The sequence below is a fragment of the Streptomyces sp. URMC 124 genome (assembly GCF_051386455.1).
GTDB lineage: Bacteria > Actinomycetota > Actinomycetes > Streptomycetales > Streptomycetaceae > Streptomyces.
Map to the genome: position 1 here is coordinate 1 of NZ_JBPQTS010000077.1, position 18,730 is coordinate 18,730.

The 18,730-nt window shown below is 69.1% G+C and carries 24 protein-coding genes, 1 tRNA gene and 1 pseudogene; 4 read left to right on the forward strand and 22 right to left on the reverse strand.

Features of this window, described 5'->3' with window-relative positions; translation table 11 throughout:
* Positions 1-619 (reverse strand): annotated as a pseudogene (locus tag ACSNOG_RS17750) (mucin-2); the annotation flags it as partial.
* Between the two features lie 150 nt (positions 620-769).
* Here ACSNOG_RS17750 and ACSNOG_RS17755 point away from each other — a divergent pair.
* A complete protein-coding gene (locus tag ACSNOG_RS17755) occupies positions 770-1,081 on the forward strand; it encodes a hypothetical protein (RefSeq protein ID WP_436753613.1) in 312 nt (103 codons plus the stop codon).
* A gap of 313 nt (positions 1,082-1,394) precedes the next feature.
* Here the strand turns inward: ACSNOG_RS17755 and ACSNOG_RS17760 are convergent, their stop codons facing one another.
* The 19 genes from ACSNOG_RS17760 to ACSNOG_RS17850 form a co-directional block, all read right to left on the reverse strand.
* The gene (locus ACSNOG_RS17760; RefSeq protein ID WP_436753614.1) at positions 1,395-1,634 is read right to left on the reverse strand and encodes a helix-turn-helix domain-containing protein; all 240 of its coding nucleotides are present in this window, start codon (positions 1,632-1,634) and stop codon (positions 1,395-1,397) included.
* Between the two features lie 51 nt (positions 1,635-1,685).
* Entirely contained in the window at positions 1,686-2,525 is an 840-nt protein-coding gene (locus tag ACSNOG_RS17765; protein WP_436753615.1) for a hypothetical protein, read from the reverse strand.
* Positions 2,522-3,439 (reverse strand): ParB N-terminal domain-containing protein, encoded by a 918-nt coding sequence (locus ACSNOG_RS17770; RefSeq protein ID WP_436753616.1) that lies wholly within the window; start codon positions 3,437-3,439, stop codon positions 2,522-2,524. Before ACSNOG_RS17770 ends, ACSNOG_RS17765 begins: the two co-directional genes overlap by 4 nt.
* Positions 3,440-3,469: 30 nt before the next feature.
* Positions 3,470-3,543, reverse strand: a tRNA-Leu gene (locus ACSNOG_RS17775).
* 47 nt (positions 3,544-3,590) lie between these two features.
* On the reverse strand, positions 3,591-3,833 hold the full coding sequence (locus tag ACSNOG_RS17780) for a hypothetical protein (protein WP_436753617.1): 243 nt from the start codon (positions 3,831-3,833) through the stop codon (positions 3,591-3,593).
* Complete coding sequence (locus tag ACSNOG_RS17785; RefSeq protein WP_436753618.1) at positions 3,830-4,057, reverse strand: hypothetical protein; 228 nt, start codon at positions 4,055-4,057, stop codon at positions 3,830-3,832. The genes ACSNOG_RS17780 and ACSNOG_RS17785 overlap by 4 nt, the downstream gene beginning before the upstream one ends.
* Positions 4,054-4,491 (reverse strand): WhiB family transcriptional regulator, encoded by a 438-nt coding sequence (locus tag ACSNOG_RS17790; protein WP_436753619.1) that lies wholly within the window; start codon positions 4,489-4,491, stop codon positions 4,054-4,056. Before ACSNOG_RS17790 ends, ACSNOG_RS17785 begins: the two co-directional genes overlap by 4 nt.
* Positions 4,488-6,203, reverse strand: coding sequence for a DNA cytosine methyltransferase (locus ACSNOG_RS17795; protein ID WP_436753620.1), 1,716 nt, complete (start codon positions 6,201-6,203; stop codon positions 4,488-4,490). Before ACSNOG_RS17795 ends, ACSNOG_RS17790 begins: the two co-directional genes overlap by 4 nt.
* Entirely contained in the window at positions 6,200-6,799 is a 600-nt protein-coding gene (locus ACSNOG_RS17800; protein ID WP_436753621.1) for a hypothetical protein, read from the reverse strand. The genes ACSNOG_RS17795 and ACSNOG_RS17800 overlap by 4 nt, the downstream gene beginning before the upstream one ends.
* A gap of 322 nt (positions 6,800-7,121) precedes the next feature.
* Positions 7,122-7,415 carry a hypothetical protein gene (locus tag ACSNOG_RS17805; protein ID WP_436753622.1) on the reverse strand — a complete coding sequence of 98 codons (294 nt, stop codon included), beginning with the start codon at positions 7,413-7,415 and terminating at the stop codon, positions 7,122-7,124.
* Entirely contained in the window at positions 7,412-7,876 is a 465-nt protein-coding gene (locus tag ACSNOG_RS17810; RefSeq protein ID WP_436753623.1) for a hypothetical protein, read from the reverse strand. Before ACSNOG_RS17810 ends, ACSNOG_RS17805 begins: the two co-directional genes overlap by 4 nt.
* Positions 7,866-8,588, reverse strand: a complete 723-nt coding sequence (locus ACSNOG_RS17815; protein WP_436753624.1) for a 3'-5' exonuclease — start codon at positions 8,586-8,588, stop codon at positions 7,866-7,868. The genes ACSNOG_RS17810 and ACSNOG_RS17815 overlap by 11 nt, the downstream gene beginning before the upstream one ends.
* The gene (locus ACSNOG_RS17820; protein ID WP_436753625.1) at positions 8,585-9,748 is read right to left on the reverse strand and encodes a recombination directionality factor; all 1,164 of its coding nucleotides are present in this window, start codon (positions 9,746-9,748) and stop codon (positions 8,585-8,587) included. The genes ACSNOG_RS17815 and ACSNOG_RS17820 overlap by 4 nt, the downstream gene beginning before the upstream one ends.
* Entirely contained in the window at positions 9,748-10,665 is a 918-nt protein-coding gene (locus tag ACSNOG_RS17825; RefSeq protein ID WP_436753626.1) for a hypothetical protein, read from the reverse strand. The genes ACSNOG_RS17820 and ACSNOG_RS17825 overlap by 1 nt, the downstream gene beginning before the upstream one ends.
* Positions 10,658-11,083, reverse strand: coding sequence for a hypothetical protein (locus ACSNOG_RS17830; RefSeq protein ID WP_436753627.1), 426 nt, complete (start codon positions 11,081-11,083; stop codon positions 10,658-10,660). Before ACSNOG_RS17830 ends, ACSNOG_RS17825 begins: the two co-directional genes overlap by 8 nt.
* Positions 11,080-11,475, reverse strand: a complete 396-nt coding sequence (locus tag ACSNOG_RS17835) for a hypothetical protein (protein ID WP_436753628.1) — start codon at positions 11,473-11,475, stop codon at positions 11,080-11,082. The genes ACSNOG_RS17830 and ACSNOG_RS17835 overlap by 4 nt, the downstream gene beginning before the upstream one ends.
* Positions 11,472-11,936 carry a hypothetical protein gene (locus ACSNOG_RS17840; protein ID WP_436753629.1) on the reverse strand — a complete coding sequence of 155 codons (465 nt, stop codon included), beginning with the start codon at positions 11,934-11,936 and terminating at the stop codon, positions 11,472-11,474. The genes ACSNOG_RS17835 and ACSNOG_RS17840 overlap by 4 nt, the downstream gene beginning before the upstream one ends.
* Positions 11,933-12,286 (reverse strand): hypothetical protein, encoded by a 354-nt coding sequence (locus ACSNOG_RS17845; RefSeq protein ID WP_436753630.1) that lies wholly within the window; start codon positions 12,284-12,286, stop codon positions 11,933-11,935. The genes ACSNOG_RS17840 and ACSNOG_RS17845 overlap by 4 nt, the downstream gene beginning before the upstream one ends.
* A 257-nt stretch (positions 12,287-12,543) precedes the next feature.
* Positions 12,544-12,762 (reverse strand): helix-turn-helix domain-containing protein, encoded by a 219-nt coding sequence (locus tag ACSNOG_RS17850; protein WP_436753631.1) that lies wholly within the window; start codon positions 12,760-12,762, stop codon positions 12,544-12,546.
* Positions 12,763-12,983: 221 nt separating this feature from the next.
* Here ACSNOG_RS17850 and ACSNOG_RS17855 point away from each other — a divergent pair, with 221 nt between their 5' ends.
* Positions 12,984-13,439, forward strand: a complete 456-nt coding sequence (locus ACSNOG_RS17855; protein WP_436753632.1) for a helix-turn-helix domain-containing protein — start codon at positions 12,984-12,986, stop codon at positions 13,437-13,439.
* 558 nt (positions 13,440-13,997) lie between these two features.
* Here ACSNOG_RS17855 and ACSNOG_RS17860 read toward each other — a convergent pair.
* Complete coding sequence (locus tag ACSNOG_RS17860) at positions 13,998-15,572, reverse strand: recombinase family protein (protein WP_436753633.1); 1,575 nt, start codon at positions 15,570-15,572, stop codon at positions 13,998-14,000.
* Positions 15,573-15,610: 38 nt separating this feature from the next.
* On the opposite strand from ACSNOG_RS17860, the gene ACSNOG_RS17865 reads away from it, so the two are divergent.
* Positions 15,611-16,015: a hypothetical protein gene (locus ACSNOG_RS17865; protein ID WP_436753634.1), complete on the forward strand. Its 405-nt coding sequence runs from the start codon at positions 15,611-15,613 to the stop codon at positions 16,013-16,015.
* 129 nt (positions 16,016-16,144) lie between these two features.
* Here the strand turns inward: ACSNOG_RS17865 and ACSNOG_RS17870 are convergent, their stop codons facing one another.
* Positions 16,145-17,860 carry a CocE/NonD family hydrolase gene (locus ACSNOG_RS17870; RefSeq protein ID WP_436753635.1) on the reverse strand — a complete coding sequence of 572 codons (1,716 nt, stop codon included), beginning with the start codon at positions 17,858-17,860 and terminating at the stop codon, positions 16,145-16,147.
* Between the two features lie 96 nt (positions 17,861-17,956).
* On the opposite strand from ACSNOG_RS17870, the gene ACSNOG_RS17875 reads away from it, so the two are divergent.
* Entirely contained in the window at positions 17,957-18,697 is a 741-nt protein-coding gene (locus ACSNOG_RS17875) for a TetR/AcrR family transcriptional regulator (RefSeq protein ID WP_436753636.1), read from the forward strand.
* The last annotated feature ends 33 nt before the right edge of the window (positions 18,698-18,730 follow it).

An 18,730-nucleotide genomic window follows, 5' to 3' on the forward strand; every position in this document is an offset into this window, starting at 1 on the left:
GGCGGCAGGAGTCGGGGATCCGGGGGCGGCCACCGATGGGGGGAGTCGGGCTGGCGCAGCTAGCTTGCTTCTCCTCCTTCTCTTCCTTTGGAAGAGAAGGAGGGAGAGGGTTAGGGCGCGGGCGCGCGCGAGTCTGAGTTTGGTCCCCCGGGGACGCGTCGCGCTGACCTGCGAAGCCCTCAAAAACGGGGGCATCTTTCGCGCGCGAAACGTCTTCTTTTCCGTCGAGATTCGGCGACGATTCGTCGTCGTTTCGAGAGGCGTTTTCCTGGGCGGCGCGCTGACCGCGCTTCTTCTCAGCGGCCTTCTCGCGGCGCTTCTCGACCACGGCCCTGGTCGCGTTGGGGCCGATGTAGTCGTGCAGGACGTAGTCGCCTGCCCCCGGTTGGGCGCATCGGGTGCATGAGTGGTCGGCTCCGTGGAGCATGCCGACGGACATGAGCTTCTTGATCTGTGGGGGCGTGCCGTACATGGCCGCGATCTCGGCTGGGATGACGCCGTCGGTGAGGTGGTCGCAGGCGTAGGAGCCGAAGCGGGTCCACAGGCCCAAGGCGGCGTTGCCGACGCGCACGACCTTGCGGTGCGCGTGGACGCTCGTGTCGACGGCGAAGTGGGGCATGTGGTGCTCTTCTCGGTCGTGCCGGACGGGGGCGCAGGAGAAAAGGCGAGGTCAGGGCGGTTGTGCGACCGCTCGCTCTGCATCCATCATCTCACCAAACTTTAAAGATTGGCAATCATTGAAAGAATGGTCATGGTTTACACTCTCGGCATGACCACTGGACCGGGCCCGCAGATCGCCGCCGACGGCATCCAAGAGGTGCCGCTCACGGTCGCCCGAGCTCTCCTCACCCGCCTCATCGAGCAGGTACGCGAAGACGGCCTTGTCAGCGCCCTGACCGTGCGCGGCCGGCGCCGGGCCTACCTCGTGACACCCGAGTTCTACAGCGAGGCACGCAAGGACAGCAGGCGCGTCAAAGTCCTGACGCGCGCCATTGGGATACTGTCTGGAGAGGAACAGCAGCGACTCAACGAGGCGCTTGCGCAACTCATCGAGGAGCCCACGCGCGGGCGTAAAGATTGACCTCACCACAGCGCCCCCTCCGGCCGGCGCCCCGGAGGCGTCCCGGGCGGGCACTGGTGGTCCACTACGTGCCTGTACGTACAAGCCGGTCCGCAGTCGATCCGCCACCGCAGCTCGTGACCGCTCGACGTCGGCCGCAGGCACCAGTGCAGGCGATGCGGGGTCCGGTGCTTCTCCGCCTCGGCAACAGGCATCGCCTCGGCGTCCGCGGTGACGTTCAGGCCGGCGCGGCGGCCGACGAGCTGCTGCCACACCGGGCGCCCGCAGCGGGGGCAGCCCGTACGGACCGCCCCGCCGCTGCCCGGACGCGATGTCACCGGGAGCCGCCGGCGCCCGGGGTACTGGTGGGCGTTGGGCGGGGCTCGCCGCCGCGCTGCCGGAGCTTCACTCCGGCGAAGAGCAGGAGGTTGCGGGTGACCCCGTAGGAGCGGCCGGTGTCTGCGGCGAGCTGACGGATCGTGGCGCCGGCCCTGTAGAGCGGGGCCAGGCGCTCGGCCTCCCGCTGCCGGTCGTGTCCCGTGAGGTAGGCCGGTGGTTTCTTCGGGTTGGGCATCGTGGGGTCCTTCCTGAGGGCGGGGCCGCTGCGTGCGGCCCCGCAGGGCGGCTACTTCGGCATGGGCATAGGGGCGTCAGGGGCCTGGATGATGCGGCCGAGATCGCGGCCGTCGCGGACGGCGTTCCAGGCACGGATGAGGTAGGCCATGTACCGGTAGTCCGGCACGCTGCGCCGGTCCGCCCGCTCCGTCATGACCCGGTTCCGGAGCGTCAGAACCGGGTGGCCGGCGGGGAGCTCGGCGCCGTCGCCGAGGCGGGCGAAGAACCACACGGCCTCGGCGGAGTCGATCCGCGAGAACAGGTGGTGGGCGGTTCCTGCCGCGGACTGAGGGAGGTACCGGAAGGCCGCGTGCACGCGGACGGCGATCTCGACGGAGCGCCGGATCTCAGGCCGCTCGGCCAGGAGCTGAGCGCACTCCGCGGTCGTCGGCACCCGGTTCTGGGTGAACCGGTGGTCGCCCTGGTCCCAGAGCCAGACACGCTTGAGGACGGAAGCAAGGACGGTGAAGTGGGTCTCCCCGCGGAGCGCGAAGGCATCGCCTGTGGTGCGCTTGCGGCCGGCGTCCATCGTCTCCTGGGTACCTTCGTCGAGCCCGGTGACGATCAGCATCAGGACGGGGACGTCGGCGGCGATGACGGCGTGGAGACGGTGCTGGCCGTCCAGCAGGGCCCCCTTCGCGGAGAACTTGATGGCCTCGCCGTTCATGAGCCATTTCCCGGCGGCCATGTCGCGGGCGTAGTCGGCGACGGCACGCTCGCGGATCTTGCGGTTGTTGGTATTACGCGTGAGCCATTCGCGGGCCATGTCCGGGGTGACGAGGAGGACGGCGGACGTGGCGCTCTGACCGGCCGGCAGGAGGATCGGGACGGTTACCCTGGTGTTGTTCATCGGTTCTCCTGTTCGAGGGAGTTGGCGACGTCGGCGAGGGCGTCGCTGGTCTGTCGGAGGCTCGTCGCCCACCAGCGGCGAGCCTCCGACGTTGTGGCGGCGGTCGGCAGGTCCATGGCCTGCACGAGGTCGCTCATGTTCTTGAGCGCCCCTAGGAGATCGAGGGCGTGAGGGTGCGTGGCCCCGCGGTTCTTGCTCCAGCGGTCGTCGGCGGTCAGGCGGCCGAGACGCTCGGCGGCGCGGGCGAGGGCGTGGCTGGCGCCGGCGAATGCCTCGGGCAGCGGCCTCCGCCGCTCCGCCATGCGCGCTCGGGCCTCGGACGGGATAGGGCCGACGAAGGTCTCCAGGTGGGGTGCGCCGAGGGATGAGGCGTCCAGGAGGTGCTCGAACTGCCCGTCCTGCGGCTCGACCCAATCCTCCCCCGCGAGGAGGTCAGCCTCGTCGGCTCGGGCAGCCGGCCGGGGTACGGGCTGCTGGCGCCCTTGGGTGTCGATCCGTTCGGAGACGTGGGGAATTTCCCCACGTCCCTCCAGCTGGGTGCGCTGGACTCCGACGGTCTTGTGGTCGGTGCCGGTCCGCTCGGCGTGCTGCCGGTCGGACAGGTGCGGGTCGCTGACCAGGGACCGTTGGATGAGGGCGCGCTTCTCTGCGCGGTTGAGGCTGCGCCGGTAGAGGTTGACGGCGAGGGCGTGCGTGCGCTTCTGCTCGTCGGTCAGGCCGGCCACGACGCGGCGCGGGCAGTCAAGGCCGAGCTCGGCGGTGATCCATGCGCGGTGGTGGCCGTCGAGGACAGCGCCGTTTTCGTCGACGTCGATCGGGACGCGGACACCGTTCTCGGCGATGTCTGCCCTCAGGGCCGCGTACTCCTCGTCTGACAGTGGCGGGAGCAACTGGTAGGGGGTGGGTGAGGTCATGATGCCTCTCGAAGCTCGAAGGGCCGGGAGTGCCCGGGGCGGGAGTCGAACCCGCACCGTTGCCGCTTTTAAGGCGGTTGCGTCTGCCGTTGCGCGACCCGGGCTGGTGCTCCCGGAGCGGGGGTGTGTGGTCGCCCCGCCCCGGGGGCCGTCAGTCGTCGCAGACGTCGATGTCGTGGTGGCTGCGGTGCTTGGCCTTGCTGCTCGGCTTCGGGGCCGATCGCGTCGGTTTGGTCCGCGGCTTCGAGGTGGACCTGGCGGCCGGCGCAGCTTTCTTGGTCGCGGCTGTCAGGTCGAGGGGGACGGGGGCACAGTCGTCGGGGGCGTCGCTGCACGCGGTGAGCGTGGCGGCCAGGAGGAGCAGGACGGCCGTGGGCGCGGTCGCGCGCTTCATGAGGAGCCCTTCGGATCGGTGGAGCACTGGTGGGAGGCGATCGTGGTCGTGATGGTCAGCACGCCGGCCGCGCTCGCGTGGGCCGTCCACCCGCACTTGCCGCACAGGTAGTCGGCGGTGGGCAGGCGGAGCCAGGAGCCGCACCCCGGGGCCCACGGGCGGGTGTAGTCGCCCATGTCGATGTGGAACCCCGGGAGCTCGGCCGGCGGCCATGTGCCACTCATGACCGGGCTCTGGCCCGGTATTTGGCGGCTTGCACGTTGTGGGCCGCCCGGCACGCGGCGTCGATCGGCTCCCCCTCGCGCACGTGCCGCTGGTAAGCGGACTCCGTGCCGCACTTCGCGGGCGGCCGGCCATTGCGAGTGACCTGCTCGGCGACTGTGCCGGTCATACGGAGCTCGTAGCGCTCTTCACCGTCGAGGCCGGCGAAGATCCCGAACCGCTGCTTCGCGGGGGCATTGCCCTCCACCCGCATCGTCTCTTCCAGGCACTCCTCGCGCACGGGGCAGAACTCGCACCAGTCGCGGGCCTCCTGGCGCTCTGCCGGGTCGGCCGAGTACCACAGTGCACGGTCCACGCCCGAGCGCGAACACAGGGAGCGCGTGACCCAGTTGACCGGGCGCTGGAGTGTGTCGGGGGCGTAGTGTGAGGCGGTCACGCGGTCACCTCCGCCCGGTGGAGGATGGCGCGCAGCCGGGCCCCGATCCAGGCGCCGACCCGCGGTGATACCGCGTTCCCGAACCCGTCCACCTGGTCCCGGGCGGAACCCCAGACCTTGAAGCTGCCGCGGTAGTCGTTGAAGTCGACGTCGAAGCCGCAGCCGCGGCCGATCTCGTGCGCGGCCATCATCCGGTAGAAGCAATCTTCGAGCGGCAGTTCGGCGAGCGTGGCCTGCCACTGGGCCATGAGCAGCGCGGTCGTGTCGCGTGAGGTGAGGGTGCTGACCGGGTGCGGCGCGGTCTCGGTCCCGGTGGGGCCGTTCTGCTTGTACCAGCCGGCGGCCGTCAGCACGGCCGGGATCTGCTCCGAGGTGAAGGTGGGCATCGCCTCGCTGTGCAGCGTGGGCAGCGTGTTCTTCCGGTACGGCAGAACACCGGAGGACAGCACGGCGAGGGTCTCCGAACCGACCTGGGTGGGCAGCGGCTCCCCGGCGCCGCGCGCGGCACCCTGGAAGTTGTCCACCGCGAGCGCCATCGGCGGCGCGGTCAGTCCCTCGGCGGCGCCTTGGGCCCAGAGCGGCTGGATGACCGGGCCGGTCGACAGGATCGCGGTCTCCTGCTGGCTGGTTTGCGTCGCCATCGGTTGCAGCAGAAGCCGCTCCGAACCGTGCACGCCCTTCGCCGGCATGAGGATGGCCGGGAAGTCGGCGAAGCGCTGGCGGCACCGCTCCGCACGCGCCATCGACGACCGCGCCAGCGGCCCCACGAAGCCATCCTTGAACGTCTTGATCGGCTTGTCGCCGATGCGCGTGCCAAGGTCACTGAGGTCGAGCGCGGCCAGCGACGGCGTCATCGGCGGGACGACGGGACGACGGCAGGACGGGCACCGGTATTCGTACTGCTTGCCGTACATCACCGTGCCGCTCGCGGGGATGCCGGTCTTCCACGTCCACACCGCCTCGACGTCCTTGTCGCAGCGCCCGCAGCGGGACACCGGCCGGTGCTCCAGGTCGGGCATCGGCAGGGACTTGTCGACGAACACCCAGTAACCGCGGTCCCTCGACTGCGGAACCCCGAAGAACTGGCTGTTCAGGTACAGGACCCTGTGGTTGTAGCCGAGCAGATCGAACTGCTTGAGCCAGTACCTGTAGGTGCTCCCGTCGCCGACCTTCTTGCGGCCGGGCAGCGCGGGCCCCCACGAGGTGAGCTGGGTGGTGCACTCGACCAAGATGAGCCGGGGGTGGTGCTTGGCGGCGTACTGCAAGACGCAGTTCGCGGTCGCGCGGTCCCGCTCCGAGCGCGTCACCTGGGCCTCGTAGTCGGGGTCCTCCAGCTCGAACAACGTCGCGCCCTGCTCGTAAGCCCGGATCGTGTTGGCGAGCGAATGGTTGACGCAGCTGACTCCGGCGGCCAAGAGATCAGCCGGGGGAAGGTCGCGGGCGGAGTGGTAGTCGGAAGACTCGGGGTTGACCAGGTCGGCGATCCAGTGTTCGGCCTGGGGGTGGTTCGCTTCGTGGACCTCGACCTTGTACCGCTTGTGGTTCGCGGCCATGATCGTGTCGAAGCCAGCGTCCTCAATACCCTTGGTGAGTCCGCCGAAGCCGCTGAAAAGGTCGACTGCGGTGTACCCGTCGTGGCGGAAGCGTCGGCGCCTGACGGCCGGCCGGTGGGTGGCAGTACGGGTCTTCGTCTTGGGCGCGCGGGTCTTCACCGGGCCACCCCCGTCCCGAGGTCGGGCCACTGGCAGCCGACCAGTGCGACCCCGTGCCCGGGCGGCACGTCGGCAAGCGGCTGGCCGAGGAAGTGCAGCCCCATGGCCCGCAGGACGAGGGCATCTGCCTCGTCGTCGCTGGGGAGGACGGCCCCGTACCGGCGCTGCGCGGCCTCCAGGACCATGGCCTTGCGGGCGGCGCCGGAGCCGGTGGCGTACTTCGCGCGGCAGGTCGGCGGGATCACTGCGACAGGGATGTCCCGGCCGATGAGTCGGTCGACGATCTGCCACCACAGCCCGGCCCGGTCCCAGGTGCTTCCGCCGGGCTGGCTGTAGGAGACGGGTCCCTCGACGGCGGCGAGGTCGACGTCGCCGACTTCGGTGACCACCAGGTCGGCGATCAGCTTGATCCGGTTGCGGCGGGCGGCGAGGGAGTCGTTGCGGTGGCCGCGGGTGGGGATGCGGGTGGTACCGCCGGCGGTGGCAACACCGGTGCCGGTGAGGCTGATGTCGAGGCCGGCGACCCGGTAGAGGCGGCGGGGGCCCGCCCCGGCCGGAGCGGGAGCGGGGATTACGGTCGGTACGGAAGTGGTCACTAGTCCCTCCCGGTGGACGCAGCGCAGGACCAGCAGGTACGGCTGCCGTCGGCGTGAATGAGGTGCATGTCCTGGCCGTGCTCAGGGCAGGGCCCCGGCATGTTGAGACCAGCGAGAGGGGAAGGCTCGGCTTCGTCGGGTCCCTTTCCCGGGTCATTGCGTAGTGCTCGGTGCTGGCCTCGTGGCGCAGAGAGCAGAGCGAGAATCAGGCTGGCCAGCTTCCAGGCCGCCCGCGCAATGAGGACGAGCGCGATGACTCCGGCGGCGATCAGCGACGTTAGGCCGATGCAGCTCAGCAAGATCACCCGCCAGTCGAGGGCGCTCAACACGGGCCCTCCTCAGCGGTGAGAGGCCGGGCGATCCTGCACTCCACGCACCGGGCGGTGCATTCCTGGTCGTCGACCTCGTGCGGCAGGTGCGGCCGGGCGCACGGAGCGCAAGGGAGGTAGCGGACGGCGTAGACGTCGGCCACCGAGAAGTCGGCGTACGGCGGCTGCGGGGCGAGACGGGCCCGGCGCAGACCCGCGGTCGCCGAGATCAGACGGCCGTTGATCGACCACGCCGCGGCTGTCAGCCCGCCCAGCCCGACCCCGGCCGCCATGACGGTGCCGATCACGACGCCACCCCCGGCTCACGACCAGCCGGACGGACGACGGCGAGCGTGCCCGCCTCATCCACCCGCTCCCGGCACATGGCGTCGTTCGCAGCCTGCAGCTCCACCAGGCGCTCCGCCAACTCTCGGTGCGCTCTCCTGGTGAGGTACAGCTCGCGCCCACCCGGCACCTTCGGCCGCGGTCGACGGGCAGCCTCCGCCTCCGCCCGATACCGGGCACAGGCCCCCAGAGCCCGCTCCAGACGCCGATTGAGCCGCGCGACCTCCGCGCCCTGGTCCCGCTGCGTTGTCTGCAACAGCGCCGTCAGCCGACCGTCATGGTCCGTGATCTGCTTGAGGCTCTCGTGCGCCTCCCTCAGGTCCGTGACCAGCTGGCGCCTTGCCTGGCGACCCTCGTCTCGCTCAGCCTCCAGTCGGGCCAGCTCCTCGCGCAGGGCGTCGTACTTGCGACGGCTAAGGAACATCGCGTACCTCCTGAGCGGGGATGAGTGGCCACGCGCCCTCGACGACCGCGGCCGGGTCCGTGCGGCGGAAGTACTCCTGCAGCGAAGCGGCCTGCTCCGCCGCCCACCCGACCTGCGCCGCGTGCAGCTGATCGAGGGACATCGCGGCGAGCGGGGCGTACCAGCAGCCCTGGCGCCATGCGACCCGGCAGGCGGCGATGGCGTCTGCGTCGGCCGAGTGCGCGCCGTGCAGCGGAACCTCGTAGTGCTCACACAAGGCGGTGAGCTTGCGCGAGCCCTTGCGGTAGCGGTCGGATTGCTTGTCGAGGACGTAGGGGTCGATCACCCGCAGCCCGGCGCCGGCCCGGTCGGTCAGCGACGTCATCCCGAACCGGCGCGCCTCGCGGTCCAGCAGGGTCAGGTCGTAGCGGGCGTTCATCGCCACCACCGGGATCCCGGACAGCACGACCTGCGTAAGAGCGGTGAGGACCTCGTCGACGACCTGCCGCAGATCGACGCCTTCCGCACGGGCCCGCTCCGTGGTCACCCCGTGGATCTCGGCTGCTGCGGCCGGAATCTCCTGTCCGTCGACGTCGGAGAGCCAGTTCGCGTGCTGGGTGGGGTGATCGCCGCCGCACTGGACGACGCACGCGGTCACGATCCGCGCGGTCTCCGGGTCCGGGCTGGTGGTCTCCAAGTCGAAGCCCGCGAGCCTGCCGAGATGCCAGCTCATGAGCGACCACCCTTCAGCAGCGCGAGGAAGGACCGCAGCCGCTCAGCCGACGCAGTCGAGGGATGCTGGCCGTCGTTGGCGGCGGCGAAGTCCTTCTCGACCTGCTCCGTGGTCATGCCGCGCTGTCCGGCAGCGGCGATGATCTGGAACCAGAGGGCGTCGACGTCGTCGTCCTCGACGATCTCGGCGTCCTGCACCAGTTCGGTGAGAAGCTCAGCGTCGTCGGTGGGCTCGCTCTGGCGCGGGTCGGCCTGCCCCCCTGCCCCACCCACAGTGTTCGCTGCCTCGTCGGCATCCCGCTCGGCCTTCCGCAGCTCCTCGCCACGGGGCTTGAGTACCGCGCGCAGCGCGTCGTCCAGGTGCCCGGCCTGCTCAGCCTGCTTCCACAGACGGAGCACGTCATCACCGGTCTTAGCCACGGCAGCGAGCGCCGCGTAGTCCGGGCGCCCTCCGGTGATGGCCACCCGCTCCGGCCCCGAGGCGACAGCCGCCGGGGCGCCGGTGATGTTTCCTGCCATCAGCGCGGCCGGGGTGATCTCCACGTCCAAGGTCGGGACCATGAAGCGGGCAGGCCCCTCGTCGCGGACGACGGCCTTCTCCTCCATCCCCAGCCATCCCGCCACGTACCCCCCGGCCTGCGCCAGGAGCTCGGCGGCGGGCGGCAGTTCCACGGCGGCGTAGTAGCCCTTGGAGATCAGCAGCCACTGACCCAGCGCTGGCACGTCGCGGAGCATGACGTTCACGCGGGTGGTGATGGAGCACTGCCGCTTGTCCGGGTTGCACATGCACGGCCGGTCGGTCTTCTGCTCGATGCGGCCGTCGCAGCGGCGGATGCACTTCGATCCGTTGTAGAGCTCGTACCACTGCGAGACAGCGTCGCGCGGAGGGATCAGGACCGGGAGCCGGTCGGTGGTGCTGAATACCTCGAACTCGGATGGCCCGCCGTTCGCCGGCGTCCACGGCTGGACCTTCCCGCCGTACAGTTCCGCGACCTGTTCGAGGATGGGACGGGAGGCGCTGGTGAAGCGGAACTTGTTGAGCTTTACCGGGCGCTTGATCGGCTTCCCGGTCCGCTGACTGACCTGGCCGGTGTCGACGGTGTGACCGATACGGATCTCGCCGAGCTGACGCATCCGGCGCTGGAGATCGAGGATGGGCATCAGGCAGCCCTCCCTTCGGGAGCGGCAGGCAGCGCGAGCGCCTCGCCGACAACGGACTTGGACAGGACCCGCTTGAACTCGGCGACCTGCTGGACGTAGAGGAAGGCGTTGAAGACGTCGTCGCCGCACTTGAGCGGCATCACGCGGTAGCCCTCGGGCCGCAGGTGAAGGACGATGCCGACGTCGTGCACCTGCGGAAGCGGGACCTTGCTGCCGTCCCGCAGCCACCCGACCTCCGCCCGCCGGTAGGCAGCCATCTGGAGACCGGCCTCGGGGTAGACGCCCTTCTCGTCGAGCTCGCCCCCGGTCTTGGTGTCCCCGATGAACAGCGTGTGGGCCGGGACCTTCAGCGCGGCGGCGATCTTCGGCGAGCGGAACAGGTAGTCGAGCGTCCCGGCGTAGCCGTCGGTGAAGTTGCCGACGGTCATCTCTGAGGCCTCGAAGGTGACCTGCCATTCCTCGACGAACCGGAGGAAGCCGTCCAGGTACGGAGCCATCTCCGGGTCGGCGAGCAGTTCCTCAGGCAGCGGGGTGCCGAGCACATGTGCTTCGACGAGCTGGTGGGCGGCCTTGCCGATGTCGCCCCGCTCTTCCTTCTTGCGGATGTGGCCCTTGCGCAGCCAGTCATAGGCGGCCTCCTTCTCCGCCGGCCGAAGCGACGCGGCGACAAGGGCGGGGAGGGTGGCGAAGGCGTCGGCTGCAGTGAGATTCGCGGACCAGAAGACGAGCTCGGGCTTGGGGTATCCCTGGCCGAGGATCGTGGTGACGCGACGCAGCTTCGCCCCGGTCTCAGGGTCGCGGTACCAGCCCTGTGACGGCCGCGGAACACGGTCCTCGCCGGTGGGCGCGGCGGCCGACGCCTGAGCGCGCCGACCGGCGGCCGGGGCCGAAGCCCCGGCCAGCACGGACTCAGACACCCGCACCACCCCCCGCCCGGAGAGTGAAGAACCGACGCCCGCACGCATCGTGCAGAACCAGCGCCCCGCGGTCCGCAAGGGCCTTCAGGTCTCCACGGGCAGTGCCGACCTTGGGGGCAATGCCAAGAACCCGGTAGAGCCGGTGAACCCGGATCGTGGTCCACTCGCCCGACCACTCAGCGATGACGGCCAGGAGCATCGCCTGGCGTGCTACGGGGCCGGACACTTGCGCGTCGGTCCGGGCGACAGTCCTGGCGGGGTGGCTCATCAGCAGACCGGCCTCGTGCTCCGGGACACGGTGCTCGTCGACGAGATGCTCGACCATCCGGTCCCACACCTCATCCGCTGCGGCCACACCCACCTCGATGAGGTGTTCGCAACGGCCAGCCGGGCATTGCCGGTACAGGCGAGCGGTCACGCGGCCTCACCGCCCTCGCGCTGACGCGGTACCGAGCCGCCCGGCCGAGCGAACCGAGACGCGCGACGCCGGATCAGCGCATCCAGTTCGGCCCGCAGCTGCACCGCGTCGTCGAAGCTGATCGTCATCCGCGCCCACCCCAGGCACGCAGCATCCTCAACCGCCTCCAACGCGGCATCGACCTCCGCCGGGCGTGGGTCACGGCCGGGATGACAGACCTCTGCGAGATCCGCCAGAGCGCCCTCGACGTCGTCCCGACCGCCTTCCTCGTGCCACTCGGCGACGAGACCGGTGATCGTGTCGTGCCGGATCTGATCCGCCCGGAGAACCACCTGGAGCCCATCGGCGGTCGAGCTGAACGACAAGCCGGGCTTCTTGCTGGGCACGCTCATCGGGCCCCCTTCACGTCGTAGTAAGACGCGACCGGAACCGTCGCGACGCTGTGGCCCGTGGCGACCAAGTCGCCGTCCTTACGCATCAGCAGCTCGTCACCCGCCCACACGAACCGGAGACGAGAGTGGATCTGCCGGGCGTCGTCCTCGGCGTGCTGCTGAGCGGCACCGAGGGTCGTGTACGGCCCCAGCACCTTCCCCTCACGGCGCGCCTCGTAGATCGTCAGCCCATCCGGAGCCGTCGCGACGATGCCGGCGAGCTCACCGGCCACGACGTAAACCGCGAGCTCCAGCCGCCGCAGGCGCTCCAGCTCGGCAGCCGACTTCGGCGACTGCAGCAGGCAAGCGTCTTCCAGCGCCTGCGCGGCCTCCGATGCCGGGTCAGCGAGCGGGTCGGACGAGGCTTCCCACGTTGCGACGATGATGTTCCGCGCCACCCAGACGCGCGCTTCGCCGCTCACCGGGACACCGCCGCGAGGATGTCGTCCATGACCAGCTCATGAGCCGGAAGCGGCACCGACACCCGGATCGAGACCCGCGAGCCATCCCCCCGAATCGGGGTGTACGTGTGCAAGGTCCACAGCTCGATGCCCTCATAGCTGGGACTGACGTGGATTTCGCCACCGAGCACGGCCAGCCACTCGCCGAGGTCGTCGACGTCCGCCACCGCGATGTATACGGCGTCTGCGCGCCCGATGATCGCCGGAGCAGGGAGACGGCTGCCGTCGACCATGACCTGAACGGCGTTGCTGTTGTCCCGGGCCCGTGCCCACGGAGGCAAGGGCTGTTGTTCGATACTCTGGGTGCTCACGGTGAGCCTCTCTTCCTTGGTGGGGTGAGGTGATCCGTGCGGGGTCGCTCGGGCCGGGAAGTCGCGAGCGGCCCCCTTTAGCGGCCGCGGTCAGGCAGCAGAGCGGTGATCCGCGGCGTCCGGCGTGCTGGCCGGGTTGGTGAAGATCAGGCGCAGCTTCGCGATGACCTCCGGAGGCGGAGGGGGAGCGGCTGCAACCCCGCGGTGGATGTGAGCGATGACGTCGTCGCCGAGAAGCGCACGGCGCTCTGCCGGCGTCACGCGTCGGCCTCGACACGTTCCATCAGCGACTCCACCGGGACTCCGTACGCAGCCGCCAGACTCAAGGTCGAGTTCAGGTCAGGCTGTCGGGTGCCCTTGAGGAAGCGAGAGACGGAAGATTCGGACAGCTGAGCGCGCTTGGCGATCGCGGCTTGACGGTTGTCGCCCTTGGCGTGGGCTATGGCGAGCAGACGATCAATGCGTAGGCGGTACACGAGCACCCCCCTTCTTGCTCGCGAGGAGGACGTTCCTTCTCACGAGCAAGAAACTACCGGGCTCAATCCTTGCTAGCAAGCATGGAATGAGAAACATTTGAGTCGAATTTACTTTCGAGTGGCTCATCTGCCTGGAGGCACGCTAGAAGTGGCCTGACCTGCATACTTGCTCGCTAGCAAGCCCTGTTGTCCACCTTGCTAGGAAGATAGGCTGCCCTTCCATGACCCCTCACAGCGAGCCCAGTCGGGCCGAAAAGTTCGCCAACGTTGTCAGGACAGCCGCGGAACGCGCCGGCTACGTCGGCCGCGGCGCCGTCGCGCGCCTGGCTCGCGACTCTGGTCTCCCAGAGACAACCATCAGCCGCATGCTCTCCGGCGAACGCATCCCCGACCCCCGCAGCTTCGAGGCGCTGGCCGCCGCGCTGCGCATCCCCATCGGCGAGCTACTCGTTGGCGCGGAAATCGTATCTGCTTCAACCCTGCACCAAATCGCTACACCCCGGGTACGATCACAGCCCATCACGATTGATGAAGCAGCCGACGAACTGGGCATCAAGGATGCCCTTGACCGCGAGTTGTTCGCCGGCATGGTCGAGCGTCTGAGGAGGCGCACCGCACAAGCCTCGCGCGACGCCGGTAGCGCTGGCGATGAGGGAGGCGCAGCAGCTGAACGATGAACGGGGGGCCTGATGATCCTTTCAGGCGGAAGAACCACCGCAGCAACGGCAACATGCATTCTGGTCATAGGCCTTGCCGTGGTCACGCATGGCACACTGACTGGCGATCCGGCACAGGCTGCGGGTGGCGCCTGCCTCACCATCACGGCTCTCACCTTCGCTGCACTGCGACTGATCCGCTCGTGGATCGTTGACACCTCCGCCGAGCGGGCCCGCATTCAGGATGCGATCCGAGCGGCGGACATGGAGCGGACGAAGTACGTAGCTGCCCAGGCGGCGTTGGGGCTGGAACGCGACCGTATGCGTCGTGATGCGGAAGCAGCCACGTGTCAAGCAGCAGCGCAGCTAGCCGCTGAACGAGCCCGGCTCCAAGCCGAGTTCGAAGAGAATCGGGCCGCTCTCATCTGTGAGACCTTTGAGAGTGCCTTCACTATGCTTACGAACGGTCGCCTACTGGAGGCGTCGACAGGAAATCAATCCGTCATCCGTTTCCCTGGTACACACCGCCCCTCCGAAGCTGACCGTCCCCGCGGGTGTGACGCTAGTCGCACTTAGCGGCTATCGAAACCGGCCTATGAATCCCGGCTGGTCAACAAAAGACAAAGTGATTCGGCCAGGTGTCAGCCTCCTCGCCCCCTGGGTCGTTTTATGCAGTCGTACCGTTACGGTCTGTCGGATAACTTCCCGTTGCTGCTCAATATGCAACTCGGACCAGGCCTTCTCGATGTCATCCCGTCCGATCAGCTCCCTGAGCAGTGGTGACATCTGCGCACTGGCCCTATCTAGCTCGGATCTGGCCCTCTCGATTAGAGGCTGAAGCCGTGCCTCAAGTGCAGCCAGTGAGGCGATGGAAAGCTTAGGTCGGCCGTGTCTGTCGAACTCTGCAGCTGTCTTCCGCGCCTCGTCTAGTTGCGCCGAAAGCCTCTCCAGCTGCTCCAGGTTAGCTTTGGACCTGGCGTCTGATAGGTCGGGTCTGAATGCCGCTGATGCTTCCGGGGTTTGAAGCCAGGTCAAGAGACCCTCCTCGACGTATGCCTCCATAGTGGGTGCAGAGATGGCTGTGTCGTTGTAATCGTCACACTTGTATCCGCGTCCACCGTGCCGTTTGTACTTTGTCAAAATCGGGAGCAAGTCATGTTGATGGAGCCTCACCGGCTCCCCCTGCTCTAGCCTGGCTAGGGCTTCCAGTGCCTTCTGCTCTCGATCGGGGTGATTACCGCAGAAGCTGATCCTGGACAGGAGATGCTTAGCCGAAGTGTCGTGCTGCCTGTGTCGGCTTGGGTCTTGAAGGATCGTTTGCACGCGAAAGAACGTTGATTCGTCTACGAGCGGCTCCCATTTGGCCTTTCCTGGAATTACGACTCCGTGGTGAACGCGCTCGCCGATGTAGACTCTCATGCTCAGTAGCCCGTAGATCCGAACTGCCCTCCAGGGTACCCCTGTTGCCTGCGCGGCATCGGGCTGGGTGTTCAGGTATTGCGCAATGCGGAAGACCGACTGGCCCCCCGCAAAACGCTCAAAGATCTCGCGAACGAACTTTGCCTGCAGTGGGTGAGGGATCTGGCCTACCAAATCACCAGTGTCGGGGTCGTAACGACGCGTGTAGCCATACGGGGTGCGGCCATGTGGTGTCCCGTCTGCAATGATCTTCTTGTGTGTGCGCAGGTTCCGGTCGCGGATACCCTCCGCCTCGTCCTCGGCGTCAAGGGCGTCTCGCGCCGTGGCCTTAATGTCCTCCCGCCTGCTCAGGTCGTAGACCATGCCGTTGTAGCACAGCAGCACACCACCTTCCTGACATGCATTGCGCAACCGAACATAGGCTTCAAGATCTCGGTAGTACCGAGACGCTTCCCACGCGACGGCGATTCGACACGCTCCAGCTCGAATGCCTTCGAGCATGGCTTCGAAGTCGGTGCGTTGCTGCTTGGCGTGACGAGACGCTGATCGGTCGACGTCCTTATCGAAGACGCCAACGATGGGCCATCCCCATTTTTCGCAGAGTGAACGTCCCTCATGCACCTGGGTACTGACACTGCGCCCCTTCTTCTTTGGGTCGTGGCTGGCGCGGCCGTAGATGTAGGCAGGGAATGGACCTGGAAGCACAAGATGCAGGTACTCCGGTGCAATCGGCATGCCTACACGTTAGCCACAACATGTGTCTCAAAACCAGATTGTCGGGCCCCAGCGGGACGGTGCAGGTGGGCGGCGGCGCCCTGAGCAACCCGTACCAGGGCGACACCGCCACGACCACGGCCCTGCCGGTGCTCTGCCTGAGAGTCGACGGCTCGCCGGTGCCCGACGGCATCACCCCCGGCTTCTACGCGGGCTGGGCGCGCGGCACGGTCGCGGCCAGCTATCCGATCCGCGGCACGCGCCTGACCAGCCTCGCGGTCGCCGACAGCGTCTGCGCCAACAACTTCGGGGCGGGCTGGCGCATGGCCGAGTTCCACGACGGCAGGTACGGGCCCAACCTGGAGAACTCGGGCGGCTGGAGCTACTGGGCCTACGGGGACGTCCCGGCCGGCACCCGTTTCTGGACGTTCATCAACGACCAGCCGGCCAACCCCTGGAACTGACGCGCGTCTGCCGGTAGACGCACCTGCCTGTGGGGGCACTTGCCTGTGGGGGCACTTGCCTGTTGGTGCACCTGCCTTGTCCGCGCCGGGTGAAGCCATGACACCTGCCCTACCGCCCGGCGCGGGCGGCTACCGTTCGCCGCTCACCACCCCGGCCGCCTGGGGCAGGTCGAGCGCCGAGCCCGTATGCAGCGTGATCCGTACCGGCACCAGGCCGGTGGCCTCCGCTCGCGGCATCCCGGTGCCGGGGTTGCGGGCGAAGCGCGGATGCGCGCCTCCACTGATCTGCAGGCGGATGCGGTGACCGGCGGCGAAGCGGTGGGCGGTGGAGCTCATCGGCACGGTGACCTCGCAGACGGCCTGCCCGGCGGCCTGCAGCGGGCTCAGCCCGTCGCAGACGTTGACGGAACGGCCTTGCGCGTCCACGTCGCAGAGCCGCGCGAAGAGGTCGGCGCAGCCGGTGTCCGCGGAGACCCGTAGCCGCGCCGAGACCGGGCCGAGGACGTCCACGGGAGCGGTCAGCGGCGCACTGGTGAACGTCACGACGTCGTCCCGCGCCTCCAGCGCCTTGTTGTCCCGGGGGCCGGCGCCGCGGGAGAGCAACTGCCCGCCCAGGGAGGGAGTGGGGTCGGCGGGGTCGTAGCGGAAGGTCAGCAGCGGTACGGACGCCCCCGGGGCCTCGTGGGCGGCCTGCCGGGCGAGGCCCCCGTTCGCCACAGGGAACCAGGCCGTCTTCCTGCCGGGCGCCGGCGGCCAGTCGTCGAGGTCCCGCCAGGCGTCTTCGCCACCGACGCGCACGCGCACGGGAGTGGGGCGCAGGCCCGCGCGGTCGTCGCACAGGTGCGCGCGCAGCCAGGCGAGGCTCTCGGCGAAGACCTCGGGCCAGCCCTGCTGCAGCGCGGTGGTGTGGGTCCAGGGGCCGACCAGCAGAGAGGTCGCGCATCCGGCACGCCGCAGGCGGGCGTACTGCTCGACGGTCTGGTCGGCCAGCGCGTCGTGCCATCCGGTGATCAGGGCGGTGGGCACGCTCAGCCGCTCCGCCGCCTCCGCCAGCGAAGCGCCGTCCCAGTAGGGGTCGCTGGCGTCCGGGTGCGTCATCACGTCGTCCAGCCACGGCACTTCGCCGAGGGCGGGGACGTACGCCCCGCGCAGCGGCCGCGCGGAGGTGATCTCGCGCAGGCGCCGCTGCAGGCGCAGCGCCGCTTTCACGAAGGGGACGGTCCCCTGGTGCTGGTATGTCATGCCGACGCCGTGGACGAGGGCGTTCTCCAGCTGGAACGCGCCCTGTGCGTGGAAGAAGGCGTACGGGTCGTGCAGGCCGACCTGGACGACCATCGCCTTGAGCTCCGGCGGCGGATCCAGGGCGAGGGCCCACTGCACGTAGCCGAGGTAGCTGGGGCCGACGGTGCCGAGCGTTCCGGTGAACCAGGGCTGCTCCCGCAGCCACGCCACGGTGGCCCGGCCGTCGGCGGGCTCGTTGCGCCACAGGTCGAACCGGCCGCCCGAGCCGCCGGTGCCGCGGCAGCTCTGCAGCACCACGTGGAAGCCCTGTTCGGCGAAGAGCATCCCGTACATCGGTGACCACGGCAGCCCCCTGCCGTAGGGGGAACGCACGAGCAGGGTGGGGAAGTCGCCCTCCGTGCGGGGGAAGTAGTGGTCGGTGCGCAGGGGGCTGCCGTCCGCGGCCGGTACCGCGAGCCCCGGCTCCCAGCCGACGTCGTGCCGTGCGGCCGGCAGGCGGCGCCACGTCGCCCTCATCAGCCGGGATCCGAGCGGCGGCTTCCCGGAGCCGGACGGTGCGGCCCAGGCGGTCCTCGGCGCGGCGTGGTGTTCGGGCGGTGTCATGGTGTCCCCTCCATCATTTACGTACGCTGTACGAGAATAGGGGATGCTTGGATGGTTCCCGCAAGTCACAGCGGTGAGGAGAGGGGTAAGAGGAACGTGACCCGTGGAGACGGCGCCGGCGCCGGCGGAGTCGACCCGCAGGAGCTCTGGCTCGGTTCCGGCCGGTCCGGCAGAGGGCGCAAACCCGCCTTCAGCCGCCAGGCCATCACGGCCGCAGCCGTCGCCCTGGCGGACGCCGAAGGCCTGGAAGCGGTCACCATGCGGCGCGTCGCCGCCCAGGTCGGAGCCGGCGTCATGTCGCTCTACAACTACGCCCCCGACAAGGAGACCCTGCTGGAACTGATGGTCGACCACGTCAGCGGCGAGCTCCCGACCACGGATCCCCTCACCGGAGACTGGCGCACCGACCTGAAGGCCATCGGCCACCTGCAGCGCGCCCTGATGCTCTGCCACCCCTGGCTCCCCGCCGCACTGTCCGCCCGCCGGTCCCTCGGCCCGCACACGCTGGCCTTCCTGGAGCGCGCACTCACCGCCCTGCGGCCCACCCGGCTCGACGGCGCCGCGAAGCTGGAGGTCTTCGCCCAGCTCACCGGATTCGTCGCCGCACACGTCGCCCACGAGATCGCGCAGGGCGCGGCCGCCCGGTCACCGGACCGGGCCGCAGCCGAAGCCCGCTACCTCGCCGCCGTCGCCGCGGACGGCCACCACCCCGAGCTCGCGGAAGCCCTCGCCGCGCCCGGGCGACCGCTCACCCCCGAGGCCACGTTCACCCGCTTCCTCGACCGCCTGATCGACGGCCTCGACACGGACCCGGGCGCGAACGCCGGCGCCGGCTGAGACAGCGCCCCGACCCACGCATTCCACCGAGCG

Bases quoted from the DNA above. Each gene is read 5' to 3' on its own strand.
- ACSNOG_RS17755 (WP_436753613.1), top strand. From the start codon at position 770: ATGACCACTGGACCGGGCCCGCAGATCGCCGCCGACGGCATCCAAGAG.
- ACSNOG_RS17760 (WP_436753614.1), bottom strand. From the start codon at position 1,634: ATGCCCAACCCGAAGAAACCACCGGCCTACCTCACGGGACACGACCGG.
- ACSNOG_RS17765 (WP_436753615.1), bottom strand. From the start codon at position 2,525: ATGAACAACACCAGGGTAACCGTCCCGATCCTCCTGCCGGCCGGTCAG.
- ACSNOG_RS17770 (WP_436753616.1), bottom strand. From the start codon at position 3,439: ATGACCTCACCCACCCCCTACCAGTTGCTCCCGCCACTGTCAGACGAG.
- ACSNOG_RS17780 (WP_436753617.1), bottom strand. From the start codon at position 3,833: ATGAAGCGCGCGACCGCGCCCACGGCCGTCCTGCTCCTCCTGGCCGCC.
- ACSNOG_RS17785 (WP_436753618.1), bottom strand. From the start codon at position 4,057: ATGAGTGGCACATGGCCGCCGGCCGAGCTCCCGGGGTTCCACATCGAC.
- ACSNOG_RS17810 (WP_436753623.1), bottom strand. From the start codon at position 7,876: ATGTTCCTTAGCCGTCGCAAGTACGACGCCCTGCGCGAGGAGCTGGCC.
- ACSNOG_RS17815 (WP_436753624.1), bottom strand. From the start codon at position 8,588: ATGAGCTGGCATCTCGGCAGGCTCGCGGGCTTCGACTTGGAGACCACC.
- ACSNOG_RS17820 (WP_436753625.1), bottom strand. From the start codon at position 9,748: ATGCCCATCCTCGATCTCCAGCGCCGGATGCGTCAGCTCGGCGAGATC.
- ACSNOG_RS17835 (WP_436753628.1), bottom strand. From the start codon at position 11,475: ATGAGCGTGCCCAGCAAGAAGCCCGGCTTGTCGTTCAGCTCGACCGCC.
- ACSNOG_RS17855 (WP_436753632.1), top strand. From the start codon at position 12,984: ATGACCCCTCACAGCGAGCCCAGTCGGGCCGAAAAGTTCGCCAACGTT.
- ACSNOG_RS17860 (WP_436753633.1), bottom strand. From the start codon at position 15,572: ATGCCGATTGCACCGGAGTACCTGCATCTTGTGCTTCCAGGTCCATTC.
- ACSNOG_RS17870 (WP_436753635.1), bottom strand. From the start codon at position 17,860: ATGACACCGCCCGAACACCACGCCGCGCCGAGGACCGCCTGGGCCGCA.